Here is a 21,805-nt window from a genome sequence, read left to right as displayed (position 1 = left end):
GGATTTCCATGGCAATGCAGAAAGAAACTGACAAAATCGGCGCAGTGTTGGTGGTGGGAGCCGGGGTGGCGGGTATGCAGGCCGCTCTGGACCTGGCCAATTCCGGTTACTATGTGTATCTGACTGACCGCTCTCCTACTATTGGTGGCATTATGGCCCAACTGGACAAGACGTTTCCCACCAATGACTGCTCCATGTGCATCATTTCGCCCAAATTGGTAGAGGTCGGGCGGCATCTGAATATCGAGGTCTTGCCTGATACCGAGGTACAGGCTTTGGATGGCGACCTGGGCCATTTTCGGGCGGTGTTGAACAATTATCCGCGTTACCTCGATCCGGTGAAATGTACCGGCTGTGGAGACTGCCGCAAGGTCTGCCCGGTTCGTGCGGTCAACGAATTTAATGCCGGCCTGGACCTCCGGGAAGCAACGTATATCAGATATCCCCAGGCAGTACCGTTGGCCTTCGCCATCGACCGGCAGGTATGCATCGGCTGTGGGCTGTGCGGCCAGGTCTGTCTGGCCGGGGCTATTAACTATCTTGACACGGCCAGGCAACGGGAAATCGATGTCGGGGCGGTCATCCTGACTGTCGGCAATGAGGTCTTCGATCCCACCCGGCTGCAATCCTACAATTACGCCAATCAGCCCAATGTGGTCACCAGTCTCGAATTTGAGCGCATTCTCAGCGCTTCCGGGCCCTACCGGGGCCATCTGATGCGGCCCTATGACCGGGAAGAGCCGAAAAAAATCGCCTGGCTGCAATGCGTCGGGTCGCGCGACGTCAAAACCAACCCCTACTGTTCGGCAGTGTGCTGCATGTACGCCATCAAGGAAGCGGTGATCGCCAAAGAACATGCCCACGGCGACCTGGATACCGCCATTTTTTATATGGATATGCGAACCTATGGCAAGGATTTCGAGCACTATTATAATCGGGCGCGGAATGAACATGGGGTGCGGTTTATTCGCTCCAGGGTGCACAGTATCGACCCCGAGGGAGAATGTGATCTTCGAATCTCCTATGTGGATGAACAGGGCGAGAAGAAATCCGAGGTATTTGACCTGGTGGTGCTCTCTGTAGGCTTCCAGGTCAGTGAATCAGTCAAAGACCTGGCCCGGAGACTGGGTGTCGAACTGAATCAGCATCACTTTGCCAAAACTGACCCCTTTCTGCCAGTGGCCACCAGTAGACCGGGGGTTTATGTCTGCGGGACGTTTCAATGCCCCAAGGATATTCCTCAGTCCGTCATGGAGGCCTCGGCTGCGGCTGCGGCCTGCAGCGCCACCCTGAGCGAGGCCCGCTGGACCAGGACCAAAACCAAAGAAGTGCCCCCGGAGCGCGCTGTCGGTCAGGATGACCCTCGCGTCGGGGTCTTTGTCTGTAACTGTGGCATTAACATCGGCGGCATTGTGGACGTCCCGGCGGTGCGGGAATATGCCCGCACCCTCCCTCACGTGGTGCATGTGGAAGATAATCTCTATACCTGCTCGCAGGATACACAGGTCAAGATTTCCGGTGTTATCGAGAAGTACCGCCTCAATCGAGTAGTAGTGGCAGCGTGCACTCCGCTCACACATGAGTCGATGTTCCGGGAAACCCTGACCGATGTCGGTCTGAATAAATATCTCTTCGAGATGGCCAACATCCGGAATCAGGACTCCTGGGTGCATATGAAGGAGCCTGACAGAGCTACGGCCAAGGCCAAGGATTTGGTGCGGATGGCGGTGGCCCGGGCCTCATTATTGAAGCCGCTGCTGGAAAAGCCGTTGGAGATTACCCAACGGGCATTGATCATCGGCGGCGGTATTGCCGGCATGACTGCGGCCCTGAATCTGGCCGATCAAGGCTTTGAGAGCATTATCATTGAGAAAGAGAAAGAACTGGGGGGCAACGCCCGTCATCTGGGCCGTACTATCGAAGGCCTGGAGGTCCAGAAGTTTCTCAATCGACTCATAGAGAGGGTGCAGGCCCATAAAAATCTCCAGGTTTTGACTCAAGCGCTCGTGGTGGGTTTCAGCGGCTATAAAGGCAACTTCACTACCGAGGTGTTGGTGGGTCCAGGGATGTATGAGCGCAAAATTAATCACGGGGCCACAATTGTAGCCACCGGGGCGCAGGAATATCGTCCCCGAGAATTCCTCTACGGCGAGCATGAAGGTGTCATGACCCTGTTGGAATTAGGACAGAAGATCAGCCAACGGTACGAGGTGGCCAAATGGAAACGGGTGGCAATGATCCAGTGCGTCGGCTCCCGTAATGCCGAGAACCCCAATTGCAGCCGCATCTGCTGCCAGGGGGCGGTAAAATATGCCTTACAATTGAAGGATATCAATCCCGACCTGGAGGTGGTCATCCTTTACCGGGACATGCGGATGTATGGCTTTCTGGAGGATTATTATGTTGCGGCTCGCAACCGAGGGGTCATGTTTGCCCGCTATGATCTCGATAACCTGCCCCTGGTAAAGAGCGAGGACAATGATCTGAGCGTCACCTTCAACGACCATGTTCTCCACCGTCCTATCAAGATGCCGGTAGATGCCGTGGTTCTGAGCGCCGCGACCCGCGCCGCCGACACCGAAGAGTTGGCCTCGCTGCTAAAAATTCCCCGGAGTGCGGATGGATTTTTCATCGAGGCGCATGCCAAGCTGCGGCCGGTGGATTTTGCCTCAGAAGGTATTTTCCTCTGTGGCATGGCCCACAGCCCCAAGCTGATCAATGAAAGCATTGCTCAGGCGATGGCTGCGGCTTCCCGGGCCGGAGCTTTCCTGGCTGATATTAGGCAAACCATCAGCGGTGTCATCGCCTACGTTGAGCCAGACCGCTGCGCTGCCTGCCTGGTATGCGTCAAGACGTGTCCGTTTGGAGTGCCGCGCATCAATGAGGATAATGTTTCTGAGATCAACACGGCACTCTGCCAGGGATGCGGCACCTGCGCCTCGGAATGTCCGGCCAAGGTGATTCAGTTGGCTCATTATGAAGACGAAAAGTTTAAGGCCAATATCATGGCATCCTTTTGAGGAGTATGCGAATGAAAACTTTTGAACCGAAAATTTTGGCTTTCTGTTGTAGTTACTGAGCTTATTCGGCTGCGGACCTGGCAGGTTCGATGAGATTGCAATACCCGGCTAATATAGAGATTATCAAAGTTCCGTGCTCTGGCAGAGTCGATATTATTCATCTTCTGTTGGCCTTCGAGCAGGGTGCTGACGGGGTCATCGTGGCCGGGTGTCTCGAAGGTGACTGTCACTATCAGGTCGGTAATCTGCGGGCCAGGAAGCGGGTCCAGCGGGTTAAAGAAATTCTGGACAGGGTTGGCCTGAGCGGTGCGCGTCTGGAAATGTATAACCTATCGGCGGGTATGGGCTCCCGATTTGCCGAGATTGCCCGGGAAATGAACGTTAGAGTGCTAGAGCTGGGTTCCAGCCCTATAAAAATTGCCAGGGAAATGGCCTTCGGGCCGAATGTGGAGGTAACCGCATGATCAAGGCAGTACCAAAACCGATAGAAGAAATCATTGACCTGGTCAAAAATTTCCACAAGGTATTGATCGTCGGCTGTGATGGCTGTGTTACGGTGTGTGAAGCCGGTGGTTTGAAAGAGGTGCAGATTCTGGCTGCCTCTCTCAGGCTTTACTTTACTCAGGCGAAGCAGAGGCTGGATATCGACGAGGCGACCCTTACCCGCCAGTGCGACAGGGAATACTTGGGGCAACTCAAGGATCGGATCGACGCCTACGATGCTGTAGTGTCGCTGGCCTGCGGTTGTGGCGTACAATTCCTGGCGGAAAGATACCAAGACAAAATCGTCTACCCCGGGGTCAATACCTGTTTCATGGGAGTGGATCTGGAACGCGGAGTGTACGCGGAGCGTTGTCAGGCCTGCGGCAAATGTATCCTGGCCAGCACCGGTGGCATCTGTCCGATTGCCCGCTGTTCCAAGCGGATGTTGAACGGTCCCTGTGGAGGGTCGGAAAAGGGTAAATGTGAGGTCAACCCGGATATCGACTGCGGCTGGCAATTAATTTTTGACCGGCTGAAGATTTTAGGGCAGTTGGACCGTTTCGAACAACCGGTGGAGCCGAAAAATTGGGCGAGCAGCCGTGATGGCGGACCGCGTAAAATCGTTAGAGAGGATTTAAGGTTATGAACAGCACCACCCCGAGCAGACTGGAGAAAGTACTAGCCGCCGGTCACCAGGCCGTCACCTCCGAGGTCGGTCCGCCGCGTAATTGTGATGGCTCCGTGATAGAGCACAAGGCTCAGATGATCAAGGATTATGTTGATGCCATCAACGTCACTGACAACCAGACCTCGGTGACCCGGTTGTGCAGCCTGGCGGCCTGTATCCGCCTCAAGCTTATGGGCCTGGAACCGGTGCTGCAGATGGTCACGCGGGACCGCAACCGCATCGCCTTACAGAGCGATATTCTCGGCGCCGCCTCCTTCGGTATCTGCAATATCCTCTGTCTTACCGGCGATCATCAGCACTTTGGGGATCATCCCAATGCGGTTAACGTCTTTGATCTGGATTCTACCCAGTTACTTCAGACGGTCCGGATGATGCGGGATGAAGGCCATCTGCTGGGCGGCCACCAAGTTGAGCCGCGCCCACAGATGTTTATCGGCGCCGCGGCCAACCCGTTTGCCGATCCCTTTGAAATCCGCGTTCCCCGGTTGGCGAAGAAGGCGGCGGCCGGGGCCCAGTTTATTCAGACTCAGTGTATCTACAACATGGAAAAATTCAAACTCTGGCTGAAACTGGCACGCGAGCGCGGATTAACCGAAAAGGTAGCGATTTTGGCCGGAATTACGCCGATGAAGAACGTCGGCATGGCCAGATACATGAAGAACCGGGTGCCGGGCATCGATGTTCCGGATGAGATTGTGAAACGCATCGGCGGCGTACCCAAAGAAAAACAGGCCGAGGAAGGAATTAAACTAGCCATTGAGCAGATCCAGGAATTGAAAGAGGAGGAAGGTGTCCGGGGATTCCATATTATGGCCATTGAATGGGAAGAGAAGGTTCCGGAAATAGTCGAACGGGCCGGATTATACCCCCGCCCGCAGATAAATTAAACCAGGGCCACTACGATGTTTAACCCTGATGAGCCGCGGTTTAAGAGACCGCAGATGACTCTTGATCCAATTTACCGAAACTATAAACCCCGACTACAAGAAGGAGAAATACCATGGCAAAAGAGTATATCCTGATCGTTGATGACGATCCTGATTTTGTCGAAACCGTATCCATGTTGTTGGAGAACAAGGGCTATGAAGTGGGCAAGGCCTACGACGCCCTTGAGGGTGAGAACGCTATTAAGAAGCGCCGGCCGGACCTCTTGGTGCTGGACGTGATGATGCCCAAGAAGAGCGGCTATGAATTGTGTAAAGAATTGAAGGCGAACGATTGGACCAAGGACATCCCGATCATGCTGTTGACTGCGGTGGCCGAAGCGGTACCCAGCACCACCTACAGCCATTATCAGGGCATGACTACCGAAGCCGACGACTATGTGTCCAAACCGGTAGACCCGGCCACCCTGGCGCAGGCGGTGGAACGACTGATTGGCGCCTAAACGGTCAACGGGCATGGACCAGATGACCGTGGGCCTGGAGAGAAGACCATCAAGAAACAGAAAATCGGGGGCCTTAAAGTTGTGGAGGAGGGTGCCTGTGTGGCATCCTCTTCCACGAGTGCCAACAGCCGCTTGGGGAAAGACATCTGCGCCCCTTTGGCCCAACAAAAGATTAACCTTACCTTCTTGACCCACATTGCTGGCCACCTGGATCGGGACAGCAGCACCGTTTTCTGCACTGAGCTTGAGGCCGGGGCCAGCAGCCACTCACTGGTACAGACCTTCCATGATCGGTGCAGCCTTTCCCGGCTATTTTCGGACACCTGCATTATCTCGCTGTATCCTCATGATCAACATCCGGATATCACAGGCCTTTTCCTTCGCTGCGTAGCTCAGGCCAGGGTTGTGCTCCGGGGTCTGGCCAGTTCCCCCTCCGCCGTATCCGGAGTTATCTCATCGGGCGGCAGGAACAGGGCGATTCAACAATTATTCAAACAGTTCCAGTTTCCCACATATCGATCGCCGACCGAATTCTTTGCGGCCCAACTCCCTCCGCAAGAGTTGGTACGGGCTGTGGTAGCCACCTATCAGGAGAAGGTGATCAAGATTTACTGCTTGGTGCAAGAGATCGATATAGACCTCTGGGAGTTAACCCTGCCCTCGTCGCCAGCCCTGGAGGAATTTGGCAGGGCATTGGTGACTATGGGGAAGCGGGGCTTTAGACTGCCCTTTTTAGTGGCGCTGCCGGTCCTGGATAGACCGGAATTACGATGTTCTTTCGGTTTGTGCGCCGATCTCCCGGCCGGTGATCGGGTAGCGGCGATAGAACAGGTTATACAATCCCACCTCCCCGGCCTCTCAGCATATCGTCAGTCGCCGGTAGCGGCAATATTTGTCCATGGTCCCCATTTTGGCGATCGCTACGGCATCGGCGACACTGTGGTAGAGGCCCTGGAGAGGGCCGAGGTAACCCTCTTGGCCCTGAGTTGCACCGTTTCTTCCATTTCGGTTATCATTAAACAACAGGATCTTGCTCCGGCAGTGCAGATATTAGAAAAAACCTTCGAGGTACCTCGCTGCCAGCCCGTGCAATGCCGGAGCCGTGATAATCAGTGAATGTCGGAGATCTGGTTGATTCTTGAGATTGGTTTACAAATCCTTCTAAGATCATGGGCGAAGAGGATGAGGTGATGAATCACGGCCCAGCCGATACACTTGCCGGACCGCATACCCCCGAGGGATTAACCGACCGGAATATTCTGCCCGAGTGGTTTTCTCCGCTACTGATGAACTTCCCGGACCCGGTGTTGATCACGAATCAGGACCGTCGGGTGGCATTCATAAACCGCCAGGCCGAAAAGCTCTTCGGAGGTACTTTGCATTTGGGGGATGCCTGCCCAATTTGCACGCCAGTCTCAAGAGTGGAAATCAGGTGGGAAGATTATAACTGGGTGGAACGCTGCCTGCAAAACGGCGAGAGTCTCAGCCGGGTGCCGATCGGTTTGAGGCTTCCTGATGGAAGAGAGATTCCTCTCACTGTTACCGCCACCCCGGTTCACAGTTCGGGCGGCCAACCCGCCGGATGTTTTATCGTGCTCCGGGATCTGCACGCCGATCTGTTGGCCCATCCTGCGGCGCAACTCCAGACAGCCACGTTGTCCAGTATCCTTGAATATTTCCCCACCCCGTTCTTTACGGTCAATCCTGACCTGGTGATTACTTACATTAACGAGCCTTTGGAAAAACTCACCGGTTATCGGCGCGAAGAAGTCATAGGTCGGATGAAGTGCGGCAGTATTCTGAACACCAGTCTGTGCAACACCGATGGCTGCGTGCTGAAGCTGTCCATGGAACGGAAGATGCCTGTCTCGGGACTCCGGCAGGTAGTTCGTGATCGTCAGGGCCGGGAAATCCCGGTGATGGTTTCCGCATCTATCATCACGGATCCGATGGGACGGGTAATTGGCGGCTTTGAGGCCTTCCGCGATATCACCGCCCTGGTTGAAGCCGAAAAAAAAGTATTGATGGTTACCGAGCTGACTAAAGAAGGCATCCTGATGGTGGATGAGAAGCAACAGATCCTGTTTGCCAACTGCAAAGCGGCAGAACTAGTCCGCCGTCCGAAAAATAAGCTGATCGGAGATAAGTTAGGAAAAGTGCTCGGACCTTTACATAAGAAAATCGCCCGGCAATTGACCTCGATGGTTGATAAGCATATTCGCCAGGAAACGCAATTTTGCAGTTCTCTGGATGAACCTGATAAGCTGTCCGGCCGGGGTCGCATCCTGGAGACTTCCATGGCGGTCTCCCAGGTCGGTAAAAATATCCTGACCTACATTTATCTTCGAGACCTCAGCGATTCCATCCAAACCAAGCGCGAGCTTCACAAGACCAACAAATTTTTGCATGACCTCATCCAATGCTCGGTCGATGGCATTGTGGTGTTAGACCACCGTGGCAATCCCTTGATCTTTAATGAAGGGGCCGAAAGAATTCTGGGTTATCAGGCCGTCGAGGTCGTTGGTCATCCCGAAGTGCTGCACCAGTTTTACCCCAAAGAATTGGCCAGCGAGATTATGCGCCGGATGCGCAGCGATAATTTTGGTCCTCCCGATAAGTTAAAGACCACCCGCATCATCTTCCGGGCCAAAGATGGCGAAGAAGTGCCGGTTAACTTTTCCGCCTCGATTATACGGGAACAGGGCCACGAGGTTGGCAGTGTCGGCATTTTCTCCGATCTGCGGGAAAGCTTGCGAATACGGCAGGAATTGGAAAAAACCCAGGCCCAGCTCATGCAGGCTGAGAAGATTGCTTCCCTGGGCCGACTGGCTGCGGGAGTGGCCCATGAAATCAATAATCCCCTGGCCGGTATCCTGATCTACGCCGAATTATTGCTTCGGCAGATGACTGAACAGACACCAGAACGCCCGAATGTCGAAGAGATCATCAACCAGACTTTCCGGTGCAAAAAAAATTGTCACCCGCCTGCTGGAATTTAGCCGTCAATCCCTGGAAGAGAGAACCCTCTTTGATCCGAACAGCGTCATCAGCCGTTGTGTCGATCTGGTTAAACACCAGGCTTTGTTTCATGATATTGAAATAATACAACAGTTGGACCCTAACCTCCCCCAGATCATCGGCGATCCGGGTCAATTGCATCAAGTTTTTACCAATCTGTTGTTGAATGCGGCGGATGCCATGGGGGGCCGAGGGCGGATTACTATCACCAGCCAGCCGAACAGAGCCGAAGACGGGGTGATTCTGACTTTTACGGATACTGGCAGTGGAATCCCGGCTCCGATCAGGGATAAGATTTTCGACCCGTTTTTTACCACCAAGCCTCCCGGGAAAGGCACCGGCCTGGGTCTGGCCATTGTCTATGGGATTATTCAGCGTCATGGCGGCAGCATCGAGGTGGCCAGCCCCCCCGAAGGCGGTACCGCCTTTATTATGAAACTCCCCCTGGATGCACCTGCACAGATCCATTCCGGGTCGGTAAACATCAGCGAACCAGGTGAGGATTATGACCATGTTCTTTAGGAGGGGAGGATATCAGGTAGTCAGCCCGCAACGTTTGACATCGGAAGGATAAACCATGTCGGAGCCTTATACGATATTAGTGGTAGACGATGAAAAAGTGATCCGTGATGGTTGTGCCCTGATCCTTCAGCCGGAGGGCTACCAGGTGGCTACCGCCGCCAACGGCCAGGAGGCTCTGGAAATCCTTCGCACTGAACCGATAAACCTTGTCCTCTGCGACCTGAAGATGCCGGTGATGGGGGCCTTGGAGGTGCTGGAGGTGGCCGGGACCCACTATCCGGAGGTGCCGATAATCATTATCACCGGCCACGGGACCGTGGCAAATGCCGTCGAATGTATGCAGAAAGGGGCCTACGACTTTGTCACCAAGCCTTTTCGGGTTGATCACCTCACCCTGGTAGTCAAACGGGTCCTGGAGAAGCAGAAACTGGAACGTCAGGCTCGGGAATTAAGAGAAGAACAGGCCAGAAACCTGTATACTCTGGCCAGCGAACAGAGCCGTCTCCATACTATTATCAACTGTATGGCGGACGGGGTGTTAGTGACCAACCGCGATCTCGAGGTAGTCCTCTGCAATCCGGCGCTGATGCGCCTTCTAGAGCTGTCCACGCCTCCACCTCAGCCTGGTCCCCTGTCCTTCTATCTAGACGATACTTCCCTGAAGGAAGCAATTTACACTTTACTCACTGCCCCGGAGCAGGATAATATAACTTATATATCTCAAGAGCTTCGCAAAGGGCGGGCCTATCTCCGGGCACTGTCGGCGCCGTTTTACGGACCTGATCTGCAATTATTAGGGGTAGTCACCGTTTTTCATGACATCACCGGATTTAAGGAATTAGATGAAATGAAAAACGAATTCGTGCAGATGGTATCCCATGAACTGCGGGCCCCGTTGTCAGCCATCAAGATGCAGCATACGGTGATTTTGGACGGACTGGCCGGAGACCTGACCGAAAAGCAACGGGAGTTGCTCGTCCGGGCCCACGCCAAAATCCAGGGTCTGTTGGACCTGATTAACGAATTGCTGAACGTGGCCCGGATGGAAGCCGGCTACTGCCAGCTGGAGCAAGTCCCCTTATCGTTAGGGGGGGTCTTGACCGATCTGGTTGAATTATTACAGACCAAGGCAGCCAACCAGAAAATAGTATTGCAGCTCATTACCCCCCCGGACCTGCCTCTGATTCAGGCGGACCGCCGCAGTATGGAAGAAGTCTTTATGAATCTGCTCTGCAATGCCATCAACTACTCGCCCAATGGCGGGAACGTCAAGATTTCCGCGGTATCCCATAGCGAGTATCTGGAGGTGCTGGTGAGCGACACCGGCGTAGGTCTCGAACCGGAGGAAATCCCAAAAATTTTTGACAAATTTTACCGTGCCAAACATCCACAGACCAGACAGGTTATCGGCACCGGCCTGGGTCTGGCCATTGTCAAAAACCTTATCGAGGCGCATCGTGGGTCAATCCAGGTAGAGAGCCAACCGGGGGTGGGTACCACATTCCGGGTGCTCCTGCCGACGGTATCGAGCGGCCAGGGTTCTGATTTTGTCCGGTCTTGACTTGCTTCCCCGGATTTTAGTGGTAGATGATGAACCGGTAGTTCGCAGCGGCATTGCCCAGGTGCTGTCCGGGCAGAATCTTGAGGTAAGAACCGCGGCCGACGGCAGCCAGGCTCTAGAGATGATGGCTGCAGCGCCGCCCGAAGTTGTTCTGCTTGATATCAAAATGCCCGATTTGGATGGGATAGGAGTCCTGAAGATCATCCGCCAGGAATATCCCGCCTCTCAGGTCATCATGATCACCGGCCACCCCGATGTTGAGGGAGCGGTCGAATGCATGAAACTGGGGGCAGTGGATTATCTGGTTAAACCCTTCCGGATCGACGAATTGGAATCCCTGGTTAGGAAGGCCCTTGATCTCTTCAAGCGAGGACCGGCCTCTGCTCCATCCCCCTTGGAAGAACCTGCCGAACAAGGCATTGCTTCGATTATCGGCAGCAGTCCGGTTATGCAAAAGGTTTTTGCCAAAATCCGGCGCGCCGCCCCGAGTGATAGTACAGTGCTGCTCACCGGGGAAAGCGGCACCGGCAAAGAGCTGGTGGCCCGCGCCATCCATGATCTCAGCCCCCGAGCTCACAGGGAATTTGTCCCGGTAGACTGTTCCGCCCTGGTAGAGACCCTGCTGGAAAGCGAACTCTTCGGACATGTCAAAGGTTCTTTTACCGGCGCCCATCAGACCAAACACGGTCTGTTCGAATTGGCCAATCACGGGACCTTTTTCTTTGATGAGATAACCAATCTCAGTTTAAATATCCAGGCCAAGCTCCTGAGGGTCATTCAGGAACGGGAATTTATGCGGGTGGGCAGCCAGAAGCGCACCAAACTGGATATTCGTATCATTGCCTCCTGCAATCGGGATCTTACCGAGTCCATTAAGGACGGCTCATTTCGGGAGGACCTCTACTACCGGTTGAGCGTCATCCCTATTCACCTGCCTCCCCTCCGGGAACGGACCGGGGACATACCCTTGCTCGCAGAATATTTTCTCAAGAAATACAGTCAGAAAACCAACCGCCAGGCCAAGGGTATCTCAAATCGAGCCCTGAAGATGCTGTGCGCCTATTCCTGGCCGGGTAATGTCCGGGAATTGGAGCATACCATCGAACGGATGATTATCCTGGAAGACGGGGATACCATCCTGCCGGAACATCTGCCCAGCTTTATTTCGCAGCGCCGCGGAGAGTTTCAGGTCTTTTCGGATGAAGAGCACAGCCTCGAAGAACTGGAGAAACGCTATATCCAGTTCATTCTGCGCCGCACCAAAGGGAAGCGCCAGGAAGCAGCCCGCATCCTGGGTATCAACCGCAAGACCCTGGGCCAACGGATCAAAAAATATAACCTGCGAGTAAACTGGTAGCATCTGAGGCAATCTTACCCGAATATTATTATTGTATAGTAAATTCAAAGGATTGATCCGTTACTAACCCGGTTGATGGGTTACTTCCCCCTCCCTCAAAACCGGCCGAACCTCCCACAACCTTGTTTAGTAGAGAATAACTGTTCAATAGCCCCTCCGGTAATACTCCTTACTCTCCTGATAGTCATTGTGAGCGTAGCGAAGAACCTAATATTCCCATTAGGTTAAAATTTTGTGCGGCATACGGGACAGCAGGAAGAGTCATCCCTTAGAGTCCCGATAAAATTTCATATTGTTGAAATGACCCTGGTACGGCCTTTGCTTTGATCTCCTGATAGACATCGCTTTGGCCGACAATTAAGTCCGACTGCTGCGGTTGGCTGAATTCGCCACGCAAACCATTGAGCGGCCGGTGGAAACGTCAAGATAGGGAGAACCGTATGGAAGTATTAGATTTTATGACTATTACCGAAAAACGCCAAGCCAGTCGTTTTGCCGACTTAATTTCCGCAGCCCATGTTAATGCGTGTTATACCTGCGGCACCTGTTCCGGAGGATGTCCTTTGACTGGCATGGAAAGCACCCGGGATGAACGCCTTGATTGCCGCAAGGCCCTCCGCATGGTCCTTTTGGGAATGGAGCAGGAACTGATAGACAGTCGGTTCCCCTGGATCTGTACTGCCTGCTATCGATGTCTAGCTGGATGCCCGATGGGGGTCAAGTTGACCGATATCTGGACCCGGGCCAAGGCCCTGCGACCTCGCGAGCAGGTTCCCGGGGTACTGCATAAAGGCGTGGAGATGTGTCTTCAGACCGGCAACAATATGGGTATCCCAACCGCCGATTTCGTCGAAACCCTGCAGGATCTGGCCGCGGAATTGGCCGAGGAAGAATGCCCGGGATTTGAAATTCCTCTGGATAAAATCGGGGCAGACTACCTCTTCTTTGAGAACTCCAAGGAGGTCTTTGCTGATTTCGAGGACTTGAAGTGGTGGTGGAAGATCTTTTACGCCGCCCGAGTTGATTGGACTACCTCCTCCACCAACTGGGAGTCAGTGGATTGGGGGATTTTTACCGGCAACGCCGAGGCCAGCAAAGAAATTGCCCGGCGCAAAGTGGAAAATATGAAACGTCTGCAGGCCAGGACCATGATCCTGCCCGACTGCGGCGGGGCCTCGATGGGTACTCGGATTAATCTGGAAAAATACTTCAAGCATGAGTTTGGTCCTGAAACCGGGCATGATTATGTCTATTTCTTTGATGTGCTGCTCACCTTTCTTCAGGAAGGGCGCATCCGGGTGGACAAGACGGTGCACGCCGACCGTATCTTTACCTGGCACGACTCCTGTAAACACGGCCGGGGACCACGACTGTATTGGGGAGACGATTGTTTTGAGAAGGCGCGGGAAATACTCGGTTATTGTTTTGATATGAAGAATTTTCGGGAAATGCCCCGTAACCGGATGAATGCCTACTGCTGCGGCGCCGGGGCGGGCAACTGGCCGGGCCCCTTCCAGGCCGAAAAAACCGAACATGGCCGCTATAAAGCTGAAGACATTAAAGCCACCGGGGCCGAACTGGTGGTGGTGGGTTGCTCCAACTGCCGGGATCAGATCATGCGAAACTTGAGGAAGGCCTATGACCTTGACATCGAAGTCAAGTACATCTGGCAGGTAGTGGCCGACGCCCTGATCCTCGAGGGGTAGAGGATTGCCATGCAGCCCCAGAGACAGCTCAGCCCCGAAGTGAGATTCATGGAACAGGTGGAAGAGGACGGCGGCATCCGGGTGTCAACCTGTTATCAATGTAAAAAGTGCACCAATGGCTGTCCGGTTACCTTTGCCATGGACATCTATCCCGACCAGGTCATCAGGTTGGTGCAGATGGGACAGCGGCAGGCGGTTCTGACCTGCAGCACTATATGGGTCTGCTCCGCCTGTGAGACCTGTACCACCCGCTGCCCCAATGAGGTGGATATTGCCGGCATCATGGATTATCTGAAAGCACAGGCGCTAAAAAGCGGCATAGTCCTGCCCCAGCGGCGCACCTATGTCTTTCATAAGGTTTTTTTGGATGACATCCGCCGCCGCGGCCGGGTTTTCGAAGGCGGGTTGCTGCCGCGCTATATGCTTAAAAGCGGGGAGGCTTGGCGCAAACTGAGGGAGCTGGACTTCAAAGATGACCTGGAATTGGCTTATGGGATGTTGCGCCGCGGGCGTATGGCGCTCTATCCTCAAGGCATTAGTATGAAGGGCAGGGCGGAAATACAAGGACTGTTGGCACAATCAACTAGATGATGGCACCGATGAAAGTCACTTACTATCCCGGATGTTCCCTGGAAGGCACTGCCAGAGATTACGCCGCCTCTCTTAACGCCGTATGCCGGGCGCTGGGAGTGGAGCTCATCGAACTGCAGGACTGGAACTGTTGCGGCGCCACCGCCGCTCATGCCATTGATCACCAGGCGGCCTTAGCCTTGGCCGGTCGCAATCTGGCGCTGGCCGAGAAAGGGGGCCGCGACCTGGTAGTTCCCTGTCCCCTCTGTTTTAACCGGCTCAAGACCGCGGCGTGGGCACTTACAGGAGATAAGCCTAAATCTTCTGGCTATCCCTTGCAGTGGGCCAGAAAGATTTACGATCTAGCGGATTTTTTGGCCCGGGAACGATTCCTCAAACTCATGGCCAGCATGGTCAGGCGTCCGCTAAACGGACTTAGAGCCGTTTGTTACTATGGCTGTATGGCCAGCCGTCCGCCTAAAGTTACCGGGGCCTCCAACTGCGAAAATCCCACCAGTCTGGACCGCATTCTGAGTCAGGTGGGAGTGGAGGTCAAACCCTGGTCCTACAAAACGGATTGCTGTGGTGCCAGCCACCTGATCGCTCGCCGCGACATCGTTTTTAAGCTGGCAGGTCGTCTATATGATAAGGCGATGGAGGCCGGGGCCAACTGTATGGTGGTTTCCTGCCAGATGTGCCAGGCCAACCTGGATCTGTATCAGGACAAGATCTTACAGGAACTCGGCCTTTCGTATTATCTCCCCATATTTTATTTCACCGAACTTATCGGACTGGCCCTTGGTCTTAGTGAAGCCCGGCAGTGGGTAGGCAGCCATTTTGTGACGCCCGCTCGCCTGTTAGCCGAGGTCGGGCTGGCACCCTGACGAACCCGAGTTAAGAATGCAGGCCGGATTGAGATGACTGATAACAGAGATCATATTACCCGCATGCAAGGAAAAGCTCCTGATATAATCGGGGCGGTAGCCGTGGTGGGCGGGGGCATTGCCGGGATGCAGTCGGCCCTGGATCTCGCCCGGACGGGATTCAAGGTCTATCTGGTGGAACAGAACACTACCATCGGCGGGGTCATGGCCCAACTGGACAAGACCTTTCCGACCAACGACTGCTCCACCTGTATGATTTCGCCCAAGCTCATCGAGGTGGCCGCCAATCCTAATATTGACATTATTACCGGGGCTGCGGTTCAGTCGTTGGCAGGCGAGCCGGGCCATTTCAGGTTGGAAATTGAGCTTAGGCCTCGATATGTCGAGGTGAATATCTGCACGGCATGTGGTGAATGCGCCAAAGTCTGCCCGGTTACCCTGCCTTCCCCCTTTGATGAGGGATTGGGTCTGCGGCGGGCGGCATATCGGCACTTTCCCCAGGCTATTCCCTCCGCCTATGCTATTGAAAAACTCGACCGGGCTCCTTGTGTCCGGGCCTGTCCGGCTAACCTCAGCGTCCAGGGCTATGTCCAACTGATCAAGGCCGGGAAATATCCCGAGGCCCTGGCCTTGATCATGGAGCGGCTGCCGCTCCCCGGCAGCATCGGCCGCATCTGCCCGCATCCGTGCGAGAACGACTGCCGCCGCCGGGAGATAGAAGCCCCCGTCGCCATCTGCAACCTGAAACGTTTTGTGGCAGATCAGGTGGATTGGAGCGTTCTGCCGGTGCCTGAAAGGGCCCGGCGGGACGAAGCGGTGGCTATTGTGGGGGCCGGCCCCTCGGGACTGAGCTGCGCCTATCACCTGGCCCTGAAGGGTTACCGGGTGGTGGTCTTAGAAGCCGCATCGGAGGCTGGCGGCTGGCTCCGCTATGGTATCCCCGAATACCGCCTGCCCCGGGGCATCCTGCGGCGAGAGGTAGACTACTTAAAGCGCCTGGGGATAGAATTCCGTTTTCAGACCCCGATCGGCCCCGGACTCACCGTCAATGACCTTCTTATCCGGGACGGTTTTAGGGCGGTCTTCCTGGGCGTCGGCTGCCAGGATTCCATCCGCCTGCCGGTGCCTGGGGCCGATGCCGAGGGTGTACTCTGGGGAGTGGAATATCTCAAAGAAGCGGCCTCCACCGGAGCTAATCCTGTAAAAGGGAAGAGTACTGTAGTTGTCGGCGGCGGTAACGTGGCCATGGATGTGGCCCGTACTGCCCGGCGCCGAGGCGCTTCACAGGTGACTCTTATCTGCCTGGAGTCTCGGGATGAGATGCCGGCTTCCCCTTGGGAAGTGGAAGAAGCGGAACGCGAGGGAGTAGAGATCGTTCCCCGCTGGGGGGTGAAACAGATCAGCGTCAAGGGCGGCATGGTCACCGGGCTGGTAATAAAGGCTGTAGACCGGGTCTTTGACGAACAGGGACGCTTTGCTCCCACCTATTTTGAAGGCCGGACCACCACCCGGAAGGCGGATGTAGTCATTATGGCTATAGGCCAGAAGGCCAACCTGCAGTTTCTCACCCCCGAAGACGGCATTGAGCTCACCCCAAGAGGCCTCATCAAGTCGGACCCCGAAACCTTGGCCACCAGCCGGAAAGGCGTCTTTGCCGGCGGGGATGTCGTCTCAGGGCCTTACATCGCCATCGCCGCCGTAGCTGCCGGTCGGGAAGCGGCCATTTCCGTGGACCGTTATCTCAATGACCAGGACCTGAAAGAGGACCGGGAAAAGCTACTCAGACCCATTCCCAAGTTAGAAGGCCACTGGAGCGAAATCCCCCCAGACGCAGAAAAGCAACCCCGCGCCGTTATGTCCCATCTGCCGGTGACGGAGTGGATCAAGAGCTTTCAGGAAATCAATCTGGGCTACGGTGAAGCAGCAGCTTTGACCGAAGCGGCCCGTTGCCTCAACTGTGGGGTCTGTTCCGAGTGTATGCAGTGCCTGGCTTCCTGCCAGGCCAAGGCCATTAACCACAACCTGAAACCTCAAACCCGGACCCTCGAAGTCGGGGCGGTGATCCTGACCCTGGGTTTCCGGCCTTTTGATGCCAGCCGGAAAGGGGAATACGGCTATGGCCGTTACCCCAATGTCATTACCAGCCTGGAATTCGAGCGGATGCTGTCAGCCTCCGGACCTTTCCGCGGACATATCCAGCGCCCGGCTGATGGTCAAGAGCCGGTTAAGGTCGCCTGGATCCAATGTGTCGGTTCCCGCGACCCGGCCAATGGCCAGGACTATTGTTCTTCAGTCTGCTGCATGTACGCCATCAAACAGGCGATCATTGCCAAAGAACATGATCGCCGGATAGAGCCGACCATTTTCTTCATGGACCTCAGGGCGCACGGCAAGGGATTTGACCGTTATGACGAACGGGCGAGAAGTGAGCACGGTGTCCGGTTCGTGCGCAGTATGATCTCCCGGGTAGCGGAAAATCCCCTTACCCATGATCTTGAGATACATTTTCAGGATGAGGCAGGCCGGTTTCAAGATGAAATTTTCGATCTGGTCATCCTTTCCGTGGGGGTTAAGCCTCATCCGGCAGGGGTAATTACCGCCCGCCGCATGAATGTGGAACTGGATCGATTCGGCTTTATCCAGCATCGGCCGTTCGATCCGATCTCTACCTCCAGGGAAGGGGTTTACGCCGCCGGGGTCTTCCAGACGCCGAAAGACATACCCGAAACTGTGGCCCAGGCCTCAAGCGCCGCCTGCCAGGCACAGCGACTGCTGACCGAGGCGCGCCGTACCCTGGTCAGCGACATTGAGTATCCGCCGGAGCGGTCAGTAACGGGGGAAGAACCGCGCATCGGCGTCTTTGTCTGTCACTGCGGCATCAATATCGCCGGGGTGATCGACGTCAAGGAGGTGGCAGCCTACGCCAGGACCCTGCCCCACGTGGTCTATACCTCGGACTATCTATTTACCTGTTCCACCGACTCCCAGGCGAAGATGATGCAGATCATCGACGAGTACCGGCTCAACCGGGTGGTGGTGGCCTCCTGTTCGCCCCGCACCCACGAGCCGCTGTTTCAGGATAACCTGCGTCAGGCCGGACTCAATAAGTATCTGTTTGATATGGCCAATATCCGGGACCAGTGTTCCTGGGTACACCAGCAGGAGCCTCAGGCCGCCACGGCAAAGGCCAAAGATTTGGTGCGTATGTCAGTTTCCCGGGCGGCGCGTTTGGAGCCTCTCATTGAACTGCCGGTAGCCGTGACCCAGAAAGGGCTGGTGATCGGAGGGGGAGTGGCGGGGTTGACCGCGGCCTTGGCCCTGGCCGAACAGGGTTTTCCCACCACCCTGGTGGAAAAGACCGACTCTCTGGGGGGCGAAGCCGCAAGGCTCTTTTTCAACACTCGAGGTGAATCAGTTCAGGCCTTTGTCCAGGAGTTGATTCATCGGGTGACAAACCATCCCCATATCACTCTGCTCACCTCGGCCGAAGTCTCTGATACCAGGGGGCACATCGGTAAATTTGTCACCCGGATCAGGGTCAATGGCCAGGAAAAGGAAGTAGAACATGGCGCCACCATCGTGGCTACGGGAGGTTGTGAGTACCGGCCTACCGAGTACCTGTATGGCCATCACCCCCACATCTGGACTCAACGGGAGTTCCACGGCTTTTTGGGGCTGAGGGACGAGCGTCTCAACCGAATTGACAGCCTGGTGATGATCCAGTGCGTTGGGTCGCGGGAGCCGGAGCATCCTTATTGCAGCCGCATCTGTTGTACCCAGGCCATAACCAACTCCCTCCGGTTTAAGGAGCTGAATCCCAAGGCGGCTGTTTATGTGTTGTATCGCGATATCCGCAGCTTTGGCCTCAATGAACTCCACTATCAACAGGCCAGGGCCGCCGGCGTCCGGTTTGTCCGCTTCGATCCGGCCCAGAAACCGGAGGTGAACCGTACCGGAGAATCGCTGAGGATCAACGTCCTGGATCAGAACATGCGTACCGAGCTGGAAATACCGGCAGACGCCGTAGTTTTGAGCGCCGCCATCCGACCGCGGCCGGAGAGCAGGGTTCTGGCAGGCGCCCTCAAACTGCCTCTGGACCAGGACGGCTTTTTCCTCGAGGCCCATGTCAAGCTGCGCCCCCTGGATTTTGCCAGCTCGGGATATTTCCTGTGCGGTCTGGGCCACGGCCCCAAGTTTCTGGAGGAATCCATTGCCCAGGCCCAGGGCGCGGCCAGCCGGGCGGCCACCATCCTGGCCCAGGAGAAGATGTTTGTCGGTGGCCAGGTAGCCCGCGTGGACCGCGAGAAATGCGTAGTCTGTATGACGTGCGCCCGTACCTGCCCCTTTGGCGCACCGAAGGTGGCAGAGGATGGATTCATCGACATCGACCCGGCCGAATGCCATGGCTGCGGCAACTGCGCCAGCGCCTGCCCGCGGCGGCTCATACAGGTTCAGCACCTCAAGGACGACCAGATCCTGGCTGAAACCATGGTGGTCTGCTCCCTGGACAGAATGATCGATGACCTACAAAGTGAAGTGGCATAATGAACGTGGAAACAGTAGTTGCCAGCAGCAGCGATTGGCAGCCTAAAATTGTGGCCCTGGTTTGTACTTACTGCACCTATACGGCGGCGGATATGGCCGGTTCCCTGCGACTGCAGTATCCGCCTGCAGTGAGGATTGTCAAGTTGCCCTGTACCGGCAAGGTCGACACCATCCACCTGCTCAAAACCTTCCAGACCGGGGTTGACGGCATTCTGGTGGGTGGCTGCGAGGTAGGCGACTGCCATTTCCTGGAAGGCAATCTGCGCGCTCGCGAGCGGGTTGAATACGCCCAGGCGCTGCTGGAAGAAGTTGGCTTCGGCGCCGAACGGCTGGAGATGTATAACATCGGGGCCTCGGATGCGCCTCAGTGGGTAGAGCGGGTAAAGGAGATGGTGGCCCGGGTCAAAAGGCTGGGACCGAATCCCCTGCGTCAACTTCGAGCCGTCACTGGAACCGGGAACCTGAATCGGGTAATGGCCTAAGGTGTAAGAATATGGAGAACTTATCGTGATTATTGCCAGGCGGAAGCCCTTACCGGAGATCAAGGAGAGCCTCAAAGGCCATCAGCGGGTGCTTCTGGTTGGCTGCGGTACCTGTGTCGCCGTCTGTCTGGCCGGAGGAGAGCGCGAGGTAAAGCTACTGGCCTCCCAACTGGAAATCGCCTCCCGATTGGCCGGCCAAGCTCTGACCATTGGCGAAGTCACCGTGGAGCGCCAGTGTGATCGGGAATTTCTCCACGACATCCGACACTTGGTAAAGGATTATGACATCCTGGTCTCCCTGGCCTGCGGGGTTGGCGTCCAGTTCTTGTCCGATCTCTACCCGGACAGAGTGGTATTGCCGGGGGTGGACACCACTTTCATCGGCGCCAATGAAGAGCCGGGTTACTGGACCGAGCGCTGCCGGATGTGCGGTTCCTGTTATCTGGCGCTGACTGGGGCGGTGTGTCCAATCACCCTGTGCCCCAAAAGCCTGCTCAACGGTCCCTGTGCCGGGACCCGGGACGGTAAATGCGAAGTGAACCCTGAAAAGCCTTGCGCCTGGACAATGATTTACGAGCGGCTGGAGGCCTCCGGTCGCCTCGACCAGATGAAAGACCTTGTTCCACCTCGGGACCACCGTCTGGCGGCCCACCCGGCCACCCAGATTCACCAGGCGTATAAGAGAAGATATGCGGCCCATGAATAAGTTTCAGGACGCCCTCAAATCGGGAAAATTTGCGGTCACGGCGGGACTGACGCCACCTAAAGGGGTGAACCTTGCCCCCTTCCGGCAACAGGTGGACGCCTTAAAAGACCGGGTAGACGCCATAACGATCTCTGACAATCGCGGGGCTCATCTGGCTATGAGTTCATTGGCTGCCAGCGCCCTGGCCCGGCAACAGGGGAGCGAGGTCATCTGCACCCTAAACTGCCGGGATCGCAACCGCTTGGCCCTGGCCGCCGACCTGCTGGGGGCCTATGCCCTGGGAATCGAGAACATTTTACCGGTCAGCGGCGACTATCTTAGTTTTGGCGACAGCCCGCACGCCATGCCGGTGTTTGATCTGGATTCGGTCCAGGTCCTGGAGATGGCCCGGTCTTTAGAAAACGGCACAGCCCCCGGCGGTCAGGATCTGAACGGCGCCCCGGTCTTCTTCCTGGGCGGGGTGGCCAACCCCGAGGCCAAGCCGCTGCCACCCCAAGTGATGAAATGTCTGAAGAAAATTCGTGCCAGAGCAGATTTCCTCATTACCCTGGATGTTTATGATCTCCAGAAGTTGGAGGCCTTTGCGGCCCAGATAGACCTAGTGGAAGCAAGGTTGATTGCCGGAGTGCGTCTCATCGGCCCCGGCGACGTGGCCCGTCAGGCATCCGGCAATCCTCCCGGCAATCTGATTCCCCCGGAAATCATGAGCGAATTTCAGTCCCTGGAGGAGAGTCGGGCTTTTGACCTCGGCAAGCGGCGGGCCGTGGAAATGATTCGGTGTATTAAGACAAGGAATTTGGCCCACGGCGTCTACCTGCGGGCGGATCTTCATCCGGAGATGATCCCTGAGGTCATTGCCGCTGCAGAGATGTAAAG

The 21,805-nt window shown here is 55.7% G+C and carries 17 protein-coding genes; all 17 read left to right on the top strand.

Features of this window, described 5'->3' with window-relative positions; all coding sequences use genetic code 11:
* Window positions 1–8: 8 nt before the first annotated feature.
* The 17 genes from DESAC_RS04150 to DESAC_RS04075 all read left to right on the top strand — a co-directional run bounded on the left by DESAC_RS04150 (window position 9) and on the right by DESAC_RS04075 (window position 21,803).
* Window positions 9–3,020, top strand: a complete 3,012-nt coding sequence (locus tag DESAC_RS04150) for an FAD-dependent oxidoreductase (RefSeq protein ID WP_013705825.1) — start codon at window positions 9–11, stop codon at window positions 3,018–3,020.
* A gap of 5 nt (window positions 3,021–3,025) precedes the next feature.
* A complete protein-coding gene (locus DESAC_RS04145) occupies window positions 3,026–3,484 on the top strand; it encodes a hydrogenase iron-sulfur subunit (RefSeq protein WP_271121219.1) in 459 nt (152 codons plus the stop codon).
* Window positions 3,481–4,149, top strand: coding sequence for a methylenetetrahydrofolate reductase C-terminal domain-containing protein (locus DESAC_RS04140; RefSeq protein WP_013705823.1), 669 nt, complete (start codon window positions 3,481–3,483; stop codon window positions 4,147–4,149). The genes DESAC_RS04145 and DESAC_RS04140 overlap by 4 nt, the downstream gene beginning before the upstream one ends.
* Window positions 4,146–5,078 (top strand): methylenetetrahydrofolate reductase, encoded by a 933-nt coding sequence (locus DESAC_RS04135; protein ID WP_013705822.1) that lies wholly within the window; start codon window positions 4,146–4,148, stop codon window positions 5,076–5,078. The genes DESAC_RS04140 and DESAC_RS04135 overlap by 4 nt, the downstream gene beginning before the upstream one ends.
* A 113-nt stretch (window positions 5,079–5,191) precedes the next feature.
* Complete coding sequence (locus DESAC_RS04130) at window positions 5,192–5,578, top strand: response regulator transcription factor (protein ID WP_013705821.1); 387 nt, start codon at window positions 5,192–5,194, stop codon at window positions 5,576–5,578.
* A 99-nt stretch (window positions 5,579–5,677) separates the two neighbouring features.
* Window positions 5,678–6,694 carry an ACT domain-containing protein gene (locus DESAC_RS04125; RefSeq protein ID WP_013705820.1) on the top strand — a complete coding sequence of 339 codons (1,017 nt, stop codon included), beginning with the start codon at window positions 5,678–5,680 and terminating at the stop codon, window positions 6,692–6,694.
* Window positions 6,695–6,768: 74 nt separating this feature from the next.
* Window positions 6,769–8,577 carry a PAS domain S-box protein gene (locus DESAC_RS15030; protein ID WP_052301890.1) on the top strand — a complete coding sequence of 603 codons (1,809 nt, stop codon included), beginning with the start codon at window positions 6,769–6,771 and terminating at the stop codon, window positions 8,575–8,577.
* Window positions 8,510–9,118 carry a sensor histidine kinase gene (locus tag DESAC_RS04120; protein ID WP_052301889.1) on the top strand — a complete coding sequence of 203 codons (609 nt, stop codon included), beginning with the start codon at window positions 8,510–8,512 and terminating at the stop codon, window positions 9,116–9,118. The genes DESAC_RS15030 and DESAC_RS04120 overlap by 68 nt, the downstream gene beginning before the upstream one ends.
* Window positions 9,119–9,173: 55 nt before the next feature.
* Window positions 9,174–10,679: a hybrid sensor histidine kinase/response regulator gene (locus DESAC_RS04115; RefSeq protein WP_013705819.1), complete on the top strand. Its 1,506-nt coding sequence runs from the start codon at window positions 9,174–9,176 to the stop codon at window positions 10,677–10,679.
* On the top strand, window positions 10,666–12,036 hold the full coding sequence (locus tag DESAC_RS04110; RefSeq protein WP_148231176.1) for a sigma-54-dependent transcriptional regulator: 1,371 nt from the start codon (window positions 10,666–10,668) through the stop codon (window positions 12,034–12,036). The genes DESAC_RS04115 and DESAC_RS04110 overlap by 14 nt, the downstream gene beginning before the upstream one ends.
* 440 nt (window positions 12,037–12,476) lie before the next feature.
* Window positions 12,477–13,742 (top strand): (Fe-S)-binding protein, encoded by a 1,266-nt coding sequence (locus DESAC_RS04105; RefSeq protein WP_013705817.1) that lies wholly within the window; start codon window positions 12,477–12,479, stop codon window positions 13,740–13,742.
* Between the two features lie 9 nt (window positions 13,743–13,751).
* Window positions 13,752–14,333, top strand: a complete 582-nt coding sequence (locus tag DESAC_RS04100; RefSeq protein ID WP_013705816.1) for a 4Fe-4S dicluster domain-containing protein — start codon at window positions 13,752–13,754, stop codon at window positions 14,331–14,333.
* A gap of 8 nt (window positions 14,334–14,341) precedes the next feature.
* Complete coding sequence (locus DESAC_RS04095; RefSeq protein WP_041284201.1) at window positions 14,342–15,196, top strand: CoB--CoM heterodisulfide reductase iron-sulfur subunit B family protein; 855 nt, start codon at window positions 14,342–14,344, stop codon at window positions 15,194–15,196.
* A 33-nt stretch (window positions 15,197–15,229) separates the two neighbouring features.
* Window positions 15,230–19,741, top strand: coding sequence for an FAD-dependent oxidoreductase (locus DESAC_RS04090; protein WP_013705814.1), 4,512 nt, complete (start codon window positions 15,230–15,232; stop codon window positions 19,739–19,741).
* The gene (locus DESAC_RS04085) at window positions 19,741–20,223 is read left to right on the top strand and encodes a hydrogenase iron-sulfur subunit (RefSeq protein WP_013705813.1); all 483 of its coding nucleotides are present in this window, start codon (window positions 19,741–19,743) and stop codon (window positions 20,221–20,223) included. The genes DESAC_RS04090 and DESAC_RS04085 overlap by 1 nt, the downstream gene beginning before the upstream one ends.
* 25 nt (window positions 20,224–20,248) lie before the next feature.
* Window positions 20,249–20,929, top strand: a complete 681-nt coding sequence (locus tag DESAC_RS04080; RefSeq protein ID WP_013705812.1) for a methylenetetrahydrofolate reductase C-terminal domain-containing protein — start codon at window positions 20,249–20,251, stop codon at window positions 20,927–20,929.
* A complete protein-coding gene (locus tag DESAC_RS04075) occupies window positions 20,922–21,803 on the top strand; it encodes a methylenetetrahydrofolate reductase (protein ID WP_052301888.1) in 882 nt (293 codons plus the stop codon). The genes DESAC_RS04080 and DESAC_RS04075 overlap by 8 nt, the downstream gene beginning before the upstream one ends.
* Window positions 21,804–21,805 lie beyond the last annotated feature (2 nt).

It is taken from the genome of Desulfobacca acetoxidans DSM 11109, assembly GCF_000195295.1.
Classification (GTDB): Bacteria; Desulfobacterota; Desulfobaccia; order Desulfobaccales; family Desulfobaccaceae; genus Desulfobacca; species Desulfobacca acetoxidans.
Note: the sequence above shows the minus strand (reverse complement) of the source record. Positions and strands in the feature narration are given on the sequence as shown.